16 protein-coding genes are annotated in these 15884 nt (G+C 62.9%); all 16 read right to left on the reverse strand.

Annotation, left to right across the window (positions count from 1 at the left end; genetic code table 11):
- Positions 1-2 precede the first annotated feature (2 nt).
- Positions 3-308, reverse strand: a complete 306-nt coding sequence (locus ACXHGZ_RS14140; protein ID WP_480460314.1) for an STAS domain-containing protein — start codon at positions 306-308, stop codon at positions 3-5.
- Positions 309-531: 223 nt separating this feature from the next.
- Positions 532-984 (reverse strand): flagellar export protein FliJ, encoded by a 453-nt coding sequence (gene fliJ / locus ACXHGZ_RS14145; RefSeq protein WP_084858230.1) that lies wholly within the window; start codon positions 982-984, stop codon positions 532-534.
- A gap of 6 nt (positions 985-990) precedes the next feature.
- Positions 991-2349 carry a flagellar protein export ATPase FliI gene (gene fliI / locus ACXHGZ_RS14150; protein WP_084858231.1) on the reverse strand — a complete coding sequence of 453 codons (1359 nt, stop codon included), beginning with the start codon at positions 2347-2349 and terminating at the stop codon, positions 991-993.
- On the reverse strand, positions 2339-3103 hold the full coding sequence (fliH, locus tag ACXHGZ_RS14155) for a flagellar assembly protein FliH (protein ID WP_480460315.1): 765 nt from the start codon (positions 3101-3103) through the stop codon (positions 2339-2341). The genes fliI and fliH overlap by 11 nt, the downstream gene beginning before the upstream one ends.
- Positions 3104-3276: 173 nt before the next feature.
- Entirely contained in the window at positions 3277-4296 is a 1020-nt protein-coding gene (gene fliG / locus ACXHGZ_RS14160; protein ID WP_084858232.1) for a flagellar motor switch protein FliG, read from the reverse strand.
- Positions 4289-6070: a flagellar basal-body MS-ring/collar protein FliF gene (fliF, locus tag ACXHGZ_RS14165; protein ID WP_480460316.1), complete on the reverse strand. Its 1782-nt coding sequence runs from the start codon at positions 6068-6070 to the stop codon at positions 4289-4291. The genes fliG and fliF overlap by 8 nt, the downstream gene beginning before the upstream one ends.
- A 14-nt stretch (positions 6071-6084) precedes the next feature.
- Positions 6085-6417, reverse strand: coding sequence for a flagellar hook-basal body complex protein FliE (gene fliE / locus ACXHGZ_RS14170; RefSeq protein ID WP_480460317.1), 333 nt, complete (start codon positions 6415-6417; stop codon positions 6085-6087).
- Between the two features lie 211 nt (positions 6418-6628).
- Positions 6629-8002, reverse strand: coding sequence for a sigma-54-dependent transcriptional regulator (locus tag ACXHGZ_RS14175; RefSeq protein ID WP_480460318.1), 1374 nt, complete (start codon positions 8000-8002; stop codon positions 6629-6631).
- Entirely contained in the window at positions 8002-9219 is a 1218-nt protein-coding gene (locus ACXHGZ_RS14180; RefSeq protein WP_480460319.1) for a sensor histidine kinase, read from the reverse strand. Before ACXHGZ_RS14180 ends, ACXHGZ_RS14175 begins: the two co-directional genes overlap by 1 nt.
- Positions 9220-9431: 212 nt before the next feature.
- A complete protein-coding gene (gene fleQ / locus ACXHGZ_RS14185; RefSeq protein ID WP_480460320.1) occupies positions 9432-10907 on the reverse strand; it encodes a transcriptional regulator FleQ in 1476 nt (491 codons plus the stop codon).
- Between the two features lie 168 nt (positions 10908-11075).
- A complete protein-coding gene (locus tag ACXHGZ_RS14190) occupies positions 11076-11372 on the reverse strand; it encodes a flagellar protein FliT (RefSeq protein ID WP_480460321.1) in 297 nt (98 codons plus the stop codon).
- A gap of 16 nt (positions 11373-11388) precedes the next feature.
- The gene (gene fliS, locus ACXHGZ_RS14195) at positions 11389-11784 is read right to left on the reverse strand and encodes a flagellar export chaperone FliS (RefSeq protein ID WP_480460322.1); all 396 of its coding nucleotides are present in this window, start codon (positions 11782-11784) and stop codon (positions 11389-11391) included.
- A 133-nt stretch (positions 11785-11917) separates the two neighbouring features.
- Positions 11918-13333, reverse strand: a complete 1416-nt coding sequence (gene fliD, locus ACXHGZ_RS14200) for a flagellar filament capping protein FliD (protein WP_480460323.1) — start codon at positions 13331-13333, stop codon at positions 11918-11920.
- A 79-nt stretch (positions 13334-13412) separates the two neighbouring features.
- Positions 13413-13769 carry a flagellar protein FlaG gene (locus tag ACXHGZ_RS14205; protein ID WP_480460324.1) on the reverse strand — a complete coding sequence of 119 codons (357 nt, stop codon included), beginning with the start codon at positions 13767-13769 and terminating at the stop codon, positions 13413-13415.
- A gap of 72 nt (positions 13770-13841) precedes the next feature.
- Positions 13842-14693 carry a flagellin domain-containing protein gene (locus ACXHGZ_RS14210; protein WP_480460325.1) on the reverse strand — a complete coding sequence of 284 codons (852 nt, stop codon included), beginning with the start codon at positions 14691-14693 and terminating at the stop codon, positions 13842-13844.
- A gap of 246 nt (positions 14694-14939) precedes the next feature.
- Positions 14940-15875, reverse strand: coding sequence for a ketoacyl-ACP synthase III (locus tag ACXHGZ_RS14215; RefSeq protein ID WP_480460326.1), 936 nt, complete (start codon positions 15873-15875; stop codon positions 14940-14942).
- Between the last annotated feature and the right edge of the window lie 9 nt (positions 15876-15884).

Consider the following 15884-nt stretch of genomic DNA (forward strand, 5'->3'; position numbering starts at 1 on the left):
GCTCAGCTGATATCGAACAGTTTTTCGAAGTTGGAGATGGCGAGGATCTTGCGCACGTCAGGGCTGGTGTTGATCACGCTGATGCAGGCATCTTCGCCGCCTTCGTGGTCACGCAACAACAGCAGCATGCCCAGGGCGGAGCTATCGAGGTAGGTGGCATCCTTGAGGTCGACGACCACCGAGTCCGGGCGAACAGGCTGGCGTTCGTAGGCATTGCGAAACTCCTGGTGCCTGCCGAAATCGAAACGGCCCGTGACCTTGATCGTCAGTTTTTTCTCGTCCTTTGAAAAATCGGACTCCACAGCCATGCCAGCGATTCCTTCGATGAAGATGGCGAATACGATCCTAGAAGGTTTAGCAGCCCGGCCCGGAGCCTGCAAGTTGGGTTTGCGGGGGCCTTGCAGACCCAATCGCGGGACAAGCCCGCTCCCACAGGTTGTACTGTCCGCAAAAAGTTGGTGCCTTCATCCAGGCTCGGCGCTTCACCTTGCCTGTGGGAGCGGGCTTGTCCCGCGATTGGGCCGAAACGCGTTACAGATGCCGCTCGCGCGGCAGGCGCTGGGACAATTCATCCAGCAACTTCTGCTCGCGCTTGTCCTCGGCACGCCGGGCCTCGTCCTGGTAGCGCTGCACCAGCTTGCGCAGCCCCTCTACGCGGGCGTGAGCCTGCTGCCAGGTGTCTCGGGCATTGTTGAGGTTGTTCTGGTGCCAGGTCAGGCTCTGGCGCTGCTGGGTCATGGCGGTCTCCAGCTGCCCCAGGAAGCGCTGGTAGTTGACCAGCCAGTTGCCGTTCACCCCTTGCCCACCACGGTCGATCCACTGCAGCTGGTAGTCCTCGCGAAAACGCTCGAGCTCGGTCAGCTTGGCCTGGGCCAGGGCCACCTGCTGCTGGAAATGCCCCAGGCGCTGGGCGGCCTTGCGCTCAGCCTCCTCGGCCATGTCCACCACCGGCGCCAGGCGCGCGGCTCGACTGGGCAGCCCCATGACCTATCAGCCTCCCACCGGCGCTGCGAAGATTCCGTGAAGCTGCTCGCGGCTCTGTGTCATGCCGACATTCTCCTGCAACCCCTGGCGCAGGAAGCCCACCAAGCGCGACTGCAAGGCGATGGCCTGGTCGGTTTCCGGGTCGCCGCCAGCGACATAGGCACCCACGCTGATCAGGTCGCGGCTTTGCGACAGGCGCGACCACAGCTGCTTGAACTTTTGCGCCTCGCGCAGGTGCTCGGCATCGACCACCTGGGGCATGACCCGGCTGATCGACGCTTCGATATCGATGGCCGGATAATGCCCCTCCTCCGCCAGCCGCCGGGACAGCACGAAATGGCCGTCGAGCACGCCCCGCGCCGAGTCGGCGATGGGGTCCTGCTGGTCGTCACCTTCGGACAACACGGTATAGAACGCGGTGATCGAACCACCGCCGGGCTCACCGTTGCCGGCCCGCTCCACCAGCTTGGGCAGCTTGGCGAACACCGACGGCGGGTAGCCACGGGTCGCCGGCGGCTCGCCGATGGCCAGGGCGATTTCCCGCTGGGCCTGGGCGAAACGGGTCAGCGAGTCCATCAGCAGCAGCACGTTCTTGCCCTTGTCGCGGAAATACTCGGCGATACGTGTGCAGTACATGGCCGCGCGCAAGCGCATCAAGGGGGCATCATCGGCGGGCGATGCCACCACCACCGAGCGCTTGAGCCCTTCTTCGCCGAGGATATGCTCGATGAACTCCTTCACCTCGCGGCCCCGTTCGCCGATCAGCCCGACCACGATGATCTCGGCCTCGGTGAAGCGGGTCATCATGCCCAGCAGGACCGATTTACCTACGCCGGTGCCGGCGAACAGGCCCAGGCGCTGCCCCCGGCCAACCGTGAGCAGGCCGTTGATGCTGCGAATGCCCACGTCCAGCGGCTGGCTGATCGGGTCACGGTTGAGCGGGTTGATGATCGGGCCGTCCATCGGCACCCAGTCCTCGGCCTTCATCCCACCCTTGCCATCCAGGGCGCGACCGGCACCGTCGAGCACACGCCCGAGCATACTCATGCCCATGGGCAGGCGGCCGCCCTCGTCCAGCGGCACCACCCGGGCCCCAGGGGCGATACCGGCGACGCTGCCGACCGGCATGAGGAAGATCTTCGAACCGGCAAAGCCCATCACCTCGGCCTCGACCTGGACCGGGTGGTGGCTGTCGTCGTTGATCACCAGGCAACGCCCGCCCACGGCAGTGCGTAGGCCCTCGGCCTCCAGGGTCAGGCCGACCATGCGCAGCAGGCGGCCCTCCACGATCGGCTGGTCCGGCAGCTTCACCGCCCCGGCGTAGCTGCCAAGGCGCTTGGCGAAGCTGGTGCGCTCAAGACGCATCGCCGTGCTCCAGGTCCACCGAGAGGTCCGGCGCGGCCGGGTGCAGGCCTTGCTCGTGCAACTGGTCGAACAATTGCGCCACGGCTTTCTCGATACGCGTCTCCATGGTCGCGTCGATGCGGCTGTGCAGCGTTTCGATGCGGCAGCCCCCTGGCAGCAGGGCCTCGTCCTCGAGCAGCTTCCAGCGCTCCTCGTGGCGCTCGCGCAGGGCCTTGATTTGCTCGAAGTCCTGGGGGTTGAGGTGGATACGGATGTTCTCGGCGCCCATCGGCAACAGCTTCAGCGCCTCGCGCAGCACGTGGGTGATCTGGCTCGAGTCGCTGTGCAGCTCGCGGCCGATCACCTGGCGCACCATGTGCGCCACCAAGTGCACCAGACCTTTTTCGATCTCTTCGTCCTGCTCGGCGATCGGCTCGAGCAGGTGGCCCATCAAGCGCTCCAGGCTACCCAGCTTGGCGGCCAGGGCCGCTTCGGCCTCCTGCCGCACCTTCAGTTGGGTACTGTGGAAGCCCTCGCGCTCGCCGGTGGCGAAGCCTTCGTTGTAGGCCTCCTGGCGAATGGCCTCGAGCTCCTCGAGGGTCAGCGGCTGGACATCTTCCAGCGGCACTTCCTCGACTTCCTCCTCGACGACCTCCGGCTCAGGTTCAGGCTCCGGCTCAGGTTCCGGGTCGAAGCTGGGCAGCGGCCAGACGTCGACACCCTCGAGGTCGCGGGCGCGGATCAGGTCGCTGGGGTGGGATTCTTTGGTGGGCATGTTCTTCAGGTACTCATCAACGAGCAACGCCATTTGGTGTAGGAGCGGCCTTGTGCCGCGAAAGGGCTGCGAAGCAGCCCCTGGATTTCAGCGTTTTTGCATAGATTGCCGGGGCTGCTTCGCAGCCCTTTCGCGGCACAAGGCCGCTCCTACAGGGGTTGGCGCAGACTGGATCAGATCATTTCCTCGGCGCCCTTGCCGCCGAGCACGATTTCGCCCGCCTCGGCCATGCGCCGTGCGATGGTGAGGATTTCCTTCTGCGCCGCCTCGACATCGCTGACCCGCACCGGGCCTTTGGCCTCCAGGTCGTCGCGCAGCAGCTCCGAGGCCCGCTTGGACATGTTGCGGAAGATCTTGTCCTTGACCTTCTCGTCGGCCCCCTTGAGCGAAACCACCAGCACATCGGAGGACACCTCGCGCAACAGCGCCTGAATACCACGGTCGTCCACGTCGGCCAGGTTGTTGAAGACGAACATCAAGTCTTCGATCTGCTCGGACAGGTCGCCGTCGATCTCGCGGATCGAGTCCATCAGCTGGCCTTCCACCGAACTGTCCAGGAAGTTCATGATGTCGGCTGCGCGCTTGATGCCGCCCAAGGTGGTACGCGCGGCGTTGGAGTTGCCGGAGAACTGCTTCTCGAGGATCTGGTTGAGCTCCTTGAGCGCCGCCGGCTGCACAGTGTTGAGCGACGACACGCGCAGGATGATGTCCAGGCGCACCTTGTGGTCGAAGTTGCTCAGCACCTCGCCGGCCTGGTCGGGGTCCAGGTAGGCGACCACGATCGCCTGGATCTGCGGGTGCTCGTAGCGGATGACATCGGCCACGGCACGCGGCTCCATCCACTTGAGGCTGTCCAGGCCGCTGGTGTTGCCACCGAGCAGGATGCGGTCGATCAGGCCATTGGCTTTGTCTTCGCCCAAGGCCTGGTTGAGCATCTTGCGGATATATCCGTCCGAGCCCACGCCCAGGCTGGTCTGGTCGCCGACGATCTCGACGAACTCGCTCATCACCTGCTCGACCTGCTCGCGGTGCACGTTGCCCATCTGCGCCATGGCCACGCCGACCCGCTGCACTTCCTTGGGCCCCATGTGGCGCAGCACCTGGGCGGCGTCGGTCTCGCCCAGGGACAGCAGGAGGATCGCCGCCTTGTCGACGCGGCTCAGCTTGGCGGTAACGGCTCGGTTGTCACTCATCGGCGTTGATCCACTCTTTCACGACCTGGGCCACGCGGCCCGGGTCTTCGGCCACCAGGCCCTTGATTGCGTTGAGCTGTGCTTCGTAGCCCTCGCTGGGGCTGGGCAACAGAATGCTTTGCGGGCCACCGAGGGTGACGCGGTCGTTGGCCAGTTCGCCATCCAGACCGATCATCCCGCCCAGCTCCATGTCGCTGTCGGCAGCGGCGGCCTGCTTGCCACCGCCGGTGATGTTGTTGAGCACCGGGCGCAGCACGCCGAACACCAGCACCAGGATGAACACCACGCCCAGCACTTGCTTGACGATGTCCCAGAACCACGGCTGCGAATAGAACGGAATGTCGGCCAGCTCCACGCCACGGTCGGCGGAGAACGGCACGTTGACCACGGTCACGCTGTCGCCGCGGCTGGCATCGAAGCCCACCGCGTCCTGTACCAGGCGGGTGAAGCGTGCCAGGTCTTCGGCGCCCCAGGGCGCACGGGTGGTCTCGCCGGTGGCGGCATCGACCTTGACCTGGTCGTCCACCACCACCGCCACCGACAGGCGGGTCAGGCGACCCTGCTGCTGGCGGGTATGGCTGATGGAGCGGTCCAGCTCGAAGTTCTTGGTGGTCTGCTGACGCTTGTCGGCCGGGTACGGCGCGAGCATCGGCTGGCCGGTGGCCGGGTCCATGATCTGCTGGCCGTTGGCATCGACCAGCGGTTGCCCGGGCTGGATCGCGCCTGCGGGCGGTGCAGCGGCCGTGGCGTTTTCAGGGGCTGCGGCACCGGCCGGCGGCTGGTTGCTCAAGGCACCCGGTACGCCTTGCGGCGGCTGGCTGCTGGTGCGCTGCTCGTTCACCGACTGCTCGCTGCGCAGGGCCGGCTGGTCAGGGTTGAACTGCTCGGAGGTGGACTCCACCGCGCTGAAGTCGACGTCGGCGGACACCTCGGCCTTGTAGCGGTCGTTGCCCAGCACCGGCTGCAGGATGTTGTGCACGCGCTGGGTCAGCAGGCCTTCCATGCGGCGGCTGTAGTCGAACTGCTTGCCGGCCATGGTCAGGGCGTTGTCCTGCAATTGGTCGGACAGCAGGTTGCCCTTCTGGTCGACCACGGTGACCTGGGACTTGTCCAGCTCCGGCACGCTGGTGGCGACCAGGTTGACGATGGCCATCACCTGCCCGGCTTCCAAGGCTCGGCCCGGGTACAACTCGACCAGTACCGATGCACTGGGCTTGCGCTCGTCGCGTACGAACACCGAGCTCTTGGGGATCGCCAGGTGCACCCGGGCGGCCTTGACGTTGTTCAGGCTGGAGACGGTACGCGCCAGTTCGCCTTCCAGGCCCCGACGGTAACGGGTGGCCTCCATGAACTGGCTGGTGCCAAGGCCCTGCTCCTTGTCGAGGATCTCGAAGCCGATGTTGCCATCGCTGGGCGCTACGCCTGCAGCGGCGAGCTTCAAGCGTGCGCGGGACAGGTCGTCGGCCTTGACCAGCAAGGCGCCGGAGTTGGGCTCCACGCGGTAGCCGATGTCGGCCGAGGCCAGGGTATCCATGACCTGCTTGGCATCCATGCCTGCCAGGCTGCCGTACAGCGGCCGGTAGTCCGGCTGCTGCGACCAGAGCACCACGGCAAAGCCGATCGCCACGCTGGCGGCCAACCCGACCAACAGGCCGACCTGACGCAGCATGGGCATCTGCGAGATGTTTTCCAGGAACGCCATGCCGAACAGCGGCGGCTTGGCCGCTGGCGGACCGCTCTTGGCGGGGGCGTTATCGACGACTGCTTCGGCCATGACCTACCCTGCCCTCAAACCGGCATCTGCATGATGTCCTGGTACGCCTGGACCAGTTTGTTACGCACCTGGGTCAGGGCCTGGAACGATACGGAGGCTTTCTGCGAAGCGATCATCACATCGGTCAGGTCGACACCGCTCTTGCCGATCTCGAAGGCGTTGGCCAGCTGGGTGGAGGCCTGTTGGGTCTCGTGCACCTTGCCGATGGCCTGGCCGAGCATGTCGGCGAAGCTGCTCTGGTCCGGGGCCAGCTCAGGCGCAGCCGCGACCTTGGGCTGGGACATGGCTTCGGCCTGCATGGCCCGCATATCCAGCATCAGACGATTGAATTCAACACCTTGGGTCATGGATCTCTTCTCTCCGGCGGCTGCATTTTTTTGACGCTCATGCAGCGAATGGGCTGGAACTAGCAACAAGAGTGCCAGCCCTGCAAAACTTCCAGCGGCAAGCTGCAAGTAACCTCCTCAACTCCGAGGACAGCACTGCACCCGTGGGAGCCCGGCTTGCCGGCGATTGGGCTGCGTAGCAGCCCCAATGCGCTTGCTTGCGGCTTATGGCTCAGCCATACAGGCTGGCCTCGACGTCGAACCCGGCATCACGCATCTGCGCCAGCTTGTAGCGCAGGGTACGCGGGCTGATCCCCAGCCGTTCGGCGGCTTCCTTGCGTCGGCCTCGCTCGGCGCGCAGGGTGTCGATGATCATCTGGAACTCATGGCGACGCATGTCATCGCCAAGCCCTCCCGGCTCGACAGGCACTTCGTTCACGGTCTGCGAGGCAGCGTGCTGGGGCGCCGACAGGGGAATGACACCCGCCAGACAGAAATCCGCCGCCTCGATCAACCCGCCCTGCTGCAGGATCAAGGCCCGCTGCAAGGCGTTGTCCAGCTCGCGCACGTTGCCCGGCCAGGCATACCCCTGCAAGCAGGCGCGCGCCTCGGCCGACAAGCGCACCGGGGCATGCTTCATCTTTGCCACATGGCGTGCCAGCAGACGTTCGGCCAACGGCAGGATATCGGCGCCGCGCTCGCGCAACGGTCGCCAGGCCAGCGGGAAGACCGACAAGCGATAGTAGAGGTCTTCACGGAAGCGCCCGGCAGCCACCTCGCCTTCGAGGTCGCGGTTGGTGGTGGCCAGCACGCGGATGTCCAGGGCGATCGGTTTGCGCCCACCCACCCGCTCGACCTCCCGCTCCTGCAGCACACGCAGGAGCTTGGCCTGCAGGCCCAGGGGCATTTCGGAAATCTCGTCGAGCAGCAAGGTACCGCCGTCGGCCTGCTCGAATTTGCCCGCCTGGGCGGCGATGGCGCCGGTGAAGGCGCCCTTCTCATGGCCGAACAGGGTCGCCTCGAGCATGTTGTCGGGGATCGCCGCGCAGTTGATCGCCACGAAGGGTTGCGCCGCACGGGGCGATTGCTGATGGATGTAGCGCGCCAGGACCTCCTTGCCGGTGCCGGACTCGCCGGAGATCAGCACGGTGGAATCGCTGCGTGCGACCCGCGCCGCCAGCTCCAGCAACTGCCGGCTGGCCGGCTCGCAGGCCACCGGGCCCTCTTCGCCCGCACCGCCCACCCGGCCGGCGGCGTGGCGCTCCACCAGGCTGATCAGGGCTTTGGGCTCGAACGGTTTGACCAGGTAGTCGACGGCACCTTGACGCATCGCCTCGACGGCCCGCTCCACGGCCGCATGGGCCGTCATCAGCAGCACCGGCAACTGCGGATGCAGGCAGCGCAGTTGCGCCAGCAACTGATGCCCGTCCATGCCCGGCATGTTCACGTCGCTGACCACCAGGCTGAATGCTTCGCCGGCAACGGCCTCGAGTGCCTCCTCGCCGCTGCCCACGGCACGGTAGACGAACCCACCGATCTCCAAGGTATCGCCCAGGGCCTGGCGCAGGACGCGGTCGTCCTCCACCAGCAGGACCTTCACCGCCATTACACGACCTCCCGTGGCCAACCATCGATCAACGGCAACACTACTTGCACGCAAGTGCCGCGCCCGACCTTGGAGCGAATGCCCAGGTTGCCCTGGTGCGCACGCACCACAGCCTTGACCACTGCCAGGCCCAAGCCAGTGCCGGTGGTCTTTGTGGTGAGGAAGGGTTCACCCAGGCGAGCCAGCAGGTCAGCATCGATGCCGCAGCCGGCATCGCTGATGCATAGGTGCAAGGCCTGCTCGCGGCGATACAGGTGGACCTTCAGGCGCGCCGGGCCCTGGCTGGCCTGTAGCGCATTCTCGATCAGGTTGAGCAAGGCACCGACCAAGGTGTCGCGGTTGCACAACAATTCACCCAGGTGGCTGTCGCACTGCCAGCGTACTGCATGCCCCTGGACATGGGGTTGGGCGGCCTGCTGCAAAGCCTGGAACAACGCCTTGGGGCTGATGCGATCGCCCAGCGGCAACTCGCCACGGGCAAACACCAGCATGTCACGGACCTGGTGCTCCAGCTCGTGCAAGCGCTCCTTGAGGTTGCCGGCAAAACGCTGGCGGGTTTCCCGCGGCAGGTCTTTCTCTTCATCAGCCAAGTGGCTGGCATAGAGCATTGCCGCCGACAATGGCGTGCGAATCTGATGGGCCAGGGAAGCGACCATGCGCCCCAAGGACGACAAACGCTCGTGACGCGCCAATTGGTCCTGCAGGCGACGGGTTTCAGTCAGGTCGTTGAGCAGCACCAGCTGCCCGGGCTCGGCGTCCAGGGAACGGGTGGCGATGGACAGGCGTCGACCGTCGCGCAGGGAGACCTCGTGGCCGTCGTCCTTGCGCGGCGCGAAGCTGCGCGCGATCACCTGGCGCCACAGCTGGCCCACCAGGGGCTCGCCCAGCAGTTCGCAGGCGGCGGGGTTGGCCTCGCGCACGTAGCCCTGGGCATCGATCACGATCACCCCGCCGGGCAGCAGGTCGAGCAGGTTTTGCAGCCGGTTGGCCAGGCGCTCCTTCTCGTCCAGCTCGGCCATGCGCTGGGCACTGACCACTGCCAGCTCGCCCTTGAGTTCGCTGACCCGCGCCTCGAGCAGGCTGTAGGACTCGTTGAGCTGGCTGGACACCTGGCTGAACAGGGCGAACGCCTGCTCCAGGCCCTGGCGGCTGGCCTGCTCGACCGGGCTGCGCCCGTGCGATTCGGAGGTTCGGGAGATGTGGGCGGCCTGGGGCATCGTGCTCTCTCGCGTGGCTGACCGTCATAAAACCGGTATGTTGCCAGCGGTGTAGCAATAGGCGTGCCGGGTATGCATCCCCGGGACGCCCTGCTCTGCCCCTATCGCTGGTAAGCCGGCTCCCACAAGGTTCGGCGTGTTCGGCCTCCGTGGGAGCCGGCTTGCCGGCGATGGGCTGCAAAGCAGCCCCGATTGTGCAAAAGCAACAGGCGTCAACCTTCCGCCTGATCGTCCCCTTCTCGACGGCTCATGCCGTACTTGCGCATCTTCTCCACCAGCGTGGTGCGGCGGATACGCAGGCGCTCGGCGGCCCGCGCGACGATGCCGTTGGCGTCGTCCAATGCCTGCTGGATCAAGCCCTGCTCGAGATTGCCCAGGTAGTCCTTGAGGTCCAGCCCTTCAGGTGGCAGCATCGCGTGGCCAGTGAAGTTCGGTGCATGGCCATTGATCGCCGCACGCTCCTCAAGGTCGCTGCGCAGGCTGTCGACCAGCTGCTCGTCCTCGTCGTCGACGTAGCGGAATTTCTTCGGCAGCTCGGAAACCCCGATCACCCCGTACGGGTGCATGATCGCCATGCGCTCGACCAGGTTGGCCAGCTCACGCACGTTACCCGGCCAACCATGGCGACACAGGGACATGATCGAGGCCGAGTTGAAGCGGATCGAGCCGCGCTTCTCGTGCTCCATGCGCGAGATCAACTCGTTCATCAGCAGCGGGATGTCCTCGACCCGCTCACGCAGCGGCGCCATTTCGATGGGGAAGACGTTCAGGCGGTAGTACAGGTCTTCGCGGAAGGTCCCTTCCTCGATCATGGTCTCGAGGTTCTTGTGGGTCGCCGCGATGATGCGCACATCGATGCTCTGGGTCTTGTTGCTACCCACCCGCTCGAAGGTGCGCTCCTGCAACACGCGCAACAGCTTGACCTGCATCGGCAACGGCATGTCGCCAATCTCGTCGAGGAACAGGGTCCCGCCGTTGGCCAGCTCGAAACGCCCGGCCCGGCTGGTGATCGCCCCGGTGAAGGCGCCCTTCTCGTGGCCGAACAGCTCGCTCTCGAGCAACTCGGCCGGGATAGCCCCACAGTTGACCGGCACGAACGGCGCCTCGCGGCGTTTGGAATGGTAGTGCAGGTTGCGCGCCACCACTTCCTTGCCGGTGCCGGACTCGCCGAGGATCAGCACGCTGGCATCGGTGTCCGCCACCTGCTGCATCATCTGCCGCACATGCTGGATGGCCCGGCTGGTCCCCACCAGGCTGCGGAACAAGTTCGGTTCGCGCTGGCGGCCGCGCTCGCGGGCCTGGTCGTACATCTCGCGGTAGACCTGGGCACGGTGCAGCGAATCGAGCAACTGGCTATAGCTCGGCGGCATCTCGAGGTTGAACAGCACGCGACGGCGCAGGTCTTCCGGGAACTCCGCAGAAGAAATTTCACCTAAAAGCAGAACCGGAAGGAACTCATCCCAGGTTGCCACTGTCTTAAGGAGCCCCAGCACACCGCTTGGAGCATTCACGGTCCCGATCAACACGCATAGTACGTCACGACTCGAAGACAAAGACTCTACCGCCTGCTGCCAATCTTGGCTGGAGCAGGAGAGGTTTTCTTCGCCTAGAAAATTCAGGACCACCGCCAGATCGCGGCGGCGTTCGCTGTCGTCATCGATCAGGAGGATCTTGGTTTCACGCCACATGCGTTAGCAACTTCCCTAGTCATTTCGACGCCCGAGGGCGTGCTCGACATCATTCCGACTGAAATGATTCAGTGCTCGGACGTCTGAATTTGCGAAAACAGTCACTAGTTAAGTCAAAAAATCGCGCACAGTCAAATTAATGGCGCGCGTTTTCTGCATTGCCCAGCGTCAGCTGAACAGATGGTATACCTTTGCGGCGTTTTGTGCCTGACGAATCTGTGTCATTTCATCGACCAGCGATTGACGTTCGCCACTTGCAATATCAATGAGTTGTCGATAGACCCCGAGCAGTTGCTCCAAGCTACCCTTCACAGCCGCCTCATCGACCCGCGCCTCGGCCAGCACATCGTCGACACACACCCGGCATTCGAGGTCGAGCGCCCCGATCGCGTCCCAATCCCGACTCGCCAATGCCGCCAGCAAGGCCTCACGGGTCTGCTCGATACGCTCGATCACCTGGCTCATCGCAACCTCCCAAAAATCAAACGGGCGCAACCTCGTCGCCGATCGCATCCCACCCTTCCTTGACGGTGATCAGCAGGCGCGCCACTTCGTCGATGATCGCCGGATCGTTCTGCACGTTGGCCTCGACCAACCGGCGGCTCATGTAGGTATACAGGCTGTCCAGGTCAGCCAGGCTGTCGCCGTGGTTTTCCAGGTCCAGCCCTTCGCGCAGGCCACCGATGATGTCGATGGCCTTGCCGATCAGGATGCCGCGCTGGGCAATGTCGTTACGCGCCATGGCGCCCTTGGCCTGGGCCAGACGGTCGAGGCCGCCCTGCATGAGCATCTGCACCAGACGATGCGGGCTGGCCTCGGAGGTCTGCGCCACACTATTGACTTTCTGGTACTGCCGAAGGGCCAACATCGGGTTCATGGATCTACCTCGTTGCAGCAAAAAGGTTGCGTATACCTGGGTATCGTCGGTTCGTCAAAAAACTTTAGCGCAGAAGCAGAAAAGCCCGGCGCATCAGGGGGATGCTGCCGGGCTTTCACGCGATGAAGCCGAATCAGGACTTCTTGGCCTGGGCGTTGATCGCTTCGAAGATCGAGGTGATTTGCTCGGCTTGGGCTTTCATCTTGCCAAGAGCGGCATCCAGGGCCACGTATTTCTTGGTCAGCGACTCGGTCAGGGACTCGGTGCGTCGATCCAGGGCCGCTTGCTGATCGGCGAGGTTCTTGGCGGCCTTGTCGAGGTTGGCCTTGCGCGTCGCCAGGCTGCCATCAGTCGCGTTGTAGGGATCGATGGCCTTGTTCATGCGCTCGAAGATGCCATTGGTACCAGTGAACAGCTCCTGCACCTCAGGCCCCAGCTTCTTCTCATCCATGGCAGCAGTGAACTTGACGCTGTTGAACTCGAGCGTGCCGTCTTTTTGCGTATTGATACCCAGCTGGCTCAACGTGGTGAGCCTGTCTCCGGCTCCCACCTCGCTCAGTACCTTGCGAATATCCCCAAGCAGCGAACGCGTAGTCGGGTCGTTGGTGAGCGGTCCCAGCACCAGCTTGTCATTTTCATCGCGGCTGGTAGAGGTCAATGAAGTGATGGCTTTCTGCAAGGTATTGTAGGCGTCGACAAACCCTTGGACGGATTTCTTCAGCCCTTCGTTATCCGCCGACACCGTCAATGCTGTTGGCGTGGCAGTGCCATCGCTAGCCTTGGCACTGACACCGGTGAGCTCCAGCGTCATGCCACTGATGGCATTGCTTACCGTGTTGCTCGCACTTTTGATGGTCAGCCCATCGATGGTCAATTCGGCGTCTTGCGCCTTGGCAGTGATGTAGCCAGCTCCGCTTCCGGAAAGCTGGGTTGTGCCATCGATCTGCAGCTCCGGGATACCGCTCAGACTGATATCGGTATTGGCACCTGTGGTAGTCGAACTCAGCACGAGACGGGAACCGCCCTCCTCGTTGATGATGTTCGCAGAAATGCCATTGATGCCCATTTCCTTGTTGATCTGGTCACGCACGCTTTGCAGCGTCGCACCGGCCGCTACATTGAGATCGTACGTCTTGCCGCCCTGACTGATGGTAAGCGTGCCTTCGGAAATAGCGCTTGTGGCGCCACCGGCAAATTGCTGGCTCGCCACCTTGGAACTGGTGGCCATTTGCTTCACGACGATGTCATAGCTACCGGCAACCGCAGTATTGCTCGAGGTAACCTTGACCACCGCCTCATTGGCAGACTTGGCCGCATAGGCATTGAACGAGGGCGCATTGCGATCATTGAGTTTCTTCATGGCGTCCTGAAACGCCGTAAGGGCACTGCGTAGCGCACCGATACCCGAGATCATCGCACTGTTGTTGCTGGTCTGCCGGGTGATCTGAGCTTGCTTGGCGGCGGTATCGGCCCCGACCAAAGCTTTGACCATCGAACCGATGTCCAGACCAGAACCCAGACCCACACTGGAAGTAATCGGGCTTGCCATGCTGTTATCCCTCTCGCTGACGCGTCAGATCCTGCTCCTGCAAGCCTGACATGAAACTATGGTAACTGCCGGCCGCGGATCATGCCTTGGCTTCGAACAGAACACTTTTGACATCGCTCAGGCTGTGCGCGATCCGCAAGGCCTCTTCCGAGGGAATCTGTCGAATCAGCTCACCGCTTTCGCTGGCGATGACCTTGACCACGATCTTGCCGGACTCTTCGTCAGTCGAGAATTCCAGGTTACGTCGGGTCTCTTTCAAAAACTTTTCGATTTCGGCAACAGCGCTCTTGACCTCATCGACGCTCTGAGCCTCGATCGGATCGCGCTTGCCGCTTTCATCCTTGATTTCAGTCGACCGCACCATCGGCTTGTCGACAACCTGCTCGGCCGAACGTGCAGGGTGATAGGACAGGTTCAGCTTGACGCTCATGTCCATGTCTACTACCTCACAATGAAAAGGCGGGGAAGTGCACCAGATGCACTCCCCCGCCGACACCTGTCAGGCAGATTAGCCCAGCAGCTTCAGGACTGCCGATGGCAGCTGGTTGGCCTGGGCCAGAACCGACGTCGAAGCTTGCTGCAGGGTCTGCTGCTTGGTCAGCTGGGCAGTTTCAGCGGCGAAGTCGGTGTCCTGTACACGGCCACGAGCGGCTTCGGCGTTTTCGTTGATGTTCTGCAGGTTGTTGATGGTGCTGGTCAGACGGTTCTGCGAGGCACCCAGGTCGGCACGGGTGGTGTTGATCGCCTGCAGGGCGTCATCGATGGCCGAGATGGCCGCGCTGAAGTTGTTCTGGGCAGCAGTGGTATCAGCACCGGCGATGGTCTTGCCAGCCAGGCCCGACAGGCCACCAGTGGTGCTCATGGCCGAGCTCAGGCTGATGGTGATCTGGTTGTTGGTACCGTCGTTGGAACCGACCTGGAAAGTCATCACGCCAGCGGAACCATCCAGCAGGTTTTTGCCGTTGAGCTGGGTGCTGTTGGCGATACGGTCGATTTCCTGCAGCATCGACTGGAATTCTTTGTTCAGCGCGTCACGGTCGTTGGCGCTGTTGGAGTCGTTTCGGGACTGGACGGCCAGTTCACGCATACGCTGCAGAATGTTGGTCTGCTCTTGCATCGCACCTTCAGCGGTCTGGGCGATGGAGATACCGTCGTTGGCGTTCTTGATTGCCATGGTCTGGCCGCGGATCTGCGAGGTCATGCGGGTAGCGATCTGCAGGCCGGCAGCATCGTCCTTGGCACTGTTGATCTTCAGGCCGGAGGACAGACGGGTCATCGAAGTGCTCAGTGCGTCGGAAGCACGGTTCAGGTTCTTCTGAACGCCCAGAGAGGTAGTGTTGGTGTTAACGGTCAAAGCCATGACGAATTCCTCGTTGGATTGGGTACTACGGCTTCCGGCCTTGGCAATTCGCCGGGGGTGTGGCCTAGAGAACCTTCGTAATGGTTATCGTCGAAAGGGCAGTTTGCTTTAGGGGCATTTTCGATTTTTTTTACTGGCATCCTGCCACCCCAAGCAAATCAAGGAGTTGACGCCAAAAAATCGCCAAATAAAAAACAAAAAAGCGCTGGCCGAACGGGCGAGCGCTTCTTTCCAGCATACCGTTCGTCAGTCGACACGCTCGATGATGGCCGACCCCCATGACAAGCCGACACCAAAACCACTAAGGGCAACGCGCTTGTATTGCGAACCGATTACGTGCTTTTCCAGTAGCAGCGGAATGCTGGAGGAAACCGTATTACCGGTCTCGACCATGTCCTTGACGAACTTTTCTCGCTGCAGACCTTCGTTGAAACGCACGGATACAGCGTCGACGATCGCCGCACTGCCTTGATGCAGGCAATACAGATCGATATCGTCGGCCTGCAGCTCGCTCGCCTGAAGCAGTTGCTGCAGGTGAGCCGGCACCTTGACCAAGGCAAAGTTGTAGACTTGGCGACCGTTCATGAAGAACTTGCCATCGGTGGTGCGAAGGTGCTCCGCCCCTGCCCCATCGCTGCCGAACAACGACTTGCCCAGCTGCCAGGCCGCACCATCGGCCATCCAGGTCGCCGTGGCAGCATCACCGAAAAGCATGGTGGTGTTGCGATCTTCGGGGTCGACGATCTTGGAGTATGGGTCGGCGGTGATGAGTAGGCCATTCTTCAGACCTGCCGCCTCCATGAAGCCCTTAAGGGCGTAGATGCCGTAAACGTAACCGGAACAGCCCAAGGAAATGTCGAATGCTGCAATGTGCGTCGGCAGCCCGAGCTTCTGCTGGACGATAGCCGCTGTGTGCGGCAACCCTTCGGCGTCGCCGTTCTGAGTCACGACGATCACCGCATCGATAGAGGCCGGGTCAAGGGAGGGATTGGCCGCAAACAATGCATTGGCTGCTTCGACGCACAGGTCGGAAGTCTCCTGGACAGGCGCCTTGCGCGGCAAGAACGTTGCACCGATCTTGCCGAAGATAAATTCTTGATCCTTACCGAATTTCGCACCTTGGGCGTAGTTGTCGACACCTTCGACAGGTACGTAACTGGCGATGCTTTTGATGCCAATCATTGTGGCTTC

The sequence above is a fragment of the Pseudomonas shiyinii genome, assembly GCF_056725765.1.

Bases quoted from the DNA above. Each gene is read 5' to 3' on its own strand.
- ACXHGZ_RS14190 (WP_480460321.1), bottom strand. From the start codon at position 11,372: ATGAGCCAGGTGATCGAGCGTATCGAGCAGACCCGTGAGGCCTTGCTG.
- fleQ (WP_480460320.1), bottom strand. From the start codon at position 10,907: ATGTGGCGTGAAACCAAGATCCTCCTGATCGATGACGACAGCGAACGC.
- fliS (WP_480460322.1), bottom strand. From the start codon at position 11,784: ATGAACCCGATGTTGGCCCTTCGGCAGTACCAGAAAGTCAATAGTGTG.
- fliE (WP_480460317.1), bottom strand. From the start codon at position 6,417: ATGACCCAAGGTGTTGAATTCAATCGTCTGATGCTGGATATGCGGGCC.
- ACXHGZ_RS14210 (WP_480460325.1), bottom strand. From the start codon at position 14,693: ATGGCTTTGACCGTTAACACCAACACTACCTCTCTGGGCGTTCAGAAG.
- ACXHGZ_RS14140 (WP_480460314.1), bottom strand. From the start codon at position 308: ATGGCTGTGGAGTCCGATTTTTCAAAGGACGAGAAAAAACTGACGATC.
- fliG (WP_084858232.1), bottom strand. From the start codon at position 4,296: ATGAGTGACAACCGAGCCGTTACCGCCAAGCTGAGCCGCGTCGACAAG.
- ACXHGZ_RS14175 (WP_480460318.1), bottom strand. From the start codon at position 8,002: ATGGCGGTGAAGGTCCTGCTGGTGGAGGACGACCGCGTCCTGCGCCAG.
- ACXHGZ_RS14205 (WP_480460324.1), bottom strand. From the start codon at position 13,769: ATGGACATGAGCGTCAAGCTGAACCTGTCCTATCACCCTGCACGTTCG.
- fliF (WP_480460316.1), bottom strand. From the start codon at position 6,070: ATGGCCGAAGCAGTCGTCGATAACGCCCCCGCCAAGAGCGGTCCGCCA.
- ACXHGZ_RS14180 (WP_480460319.1), bottom strand. From the start codon at position 9,219: ATGCCCCAGGCCGCCCACATCTCCCGAACCTCCGAATCGCACGGGCGC.
- fliI (WP_084858231.1), bottom strand. From the start codon at position 2,349: ATGCGTCTTGAGCGCACCAGCTTCGCCAAGCGCCTTGGCAGCTACGCC.
- ACXHGZ_RS14215 (WP_480460326.1), bottom strand. From the start codon at position 15,875: ATGATTGGCATCAAAAGCATCGCCAGTTACGTACCTGTCGAAGGTGTC.
- fliH (WP_480460315.1), bottom strand. From the start codon at position 3,103: ATGCCCACCAAAGAATCCCACCCCAGCGACCTGATCCGCGCCCGCGAC.
- fliJ (WP_084858230.1), bottom strand. From the start codon at position 984: ATGGGGCTGCCCAGTCGAGCCGCGCGCCTGGCGCCGGTGGTGGACATG.
- fliD (WP_480460323.1), bottom strand. From the start codon at position 13,333: ATGGCAAGCCCGATTACTTCCAGTGTGGGTCTGGGTTCTGGTCTGGAC.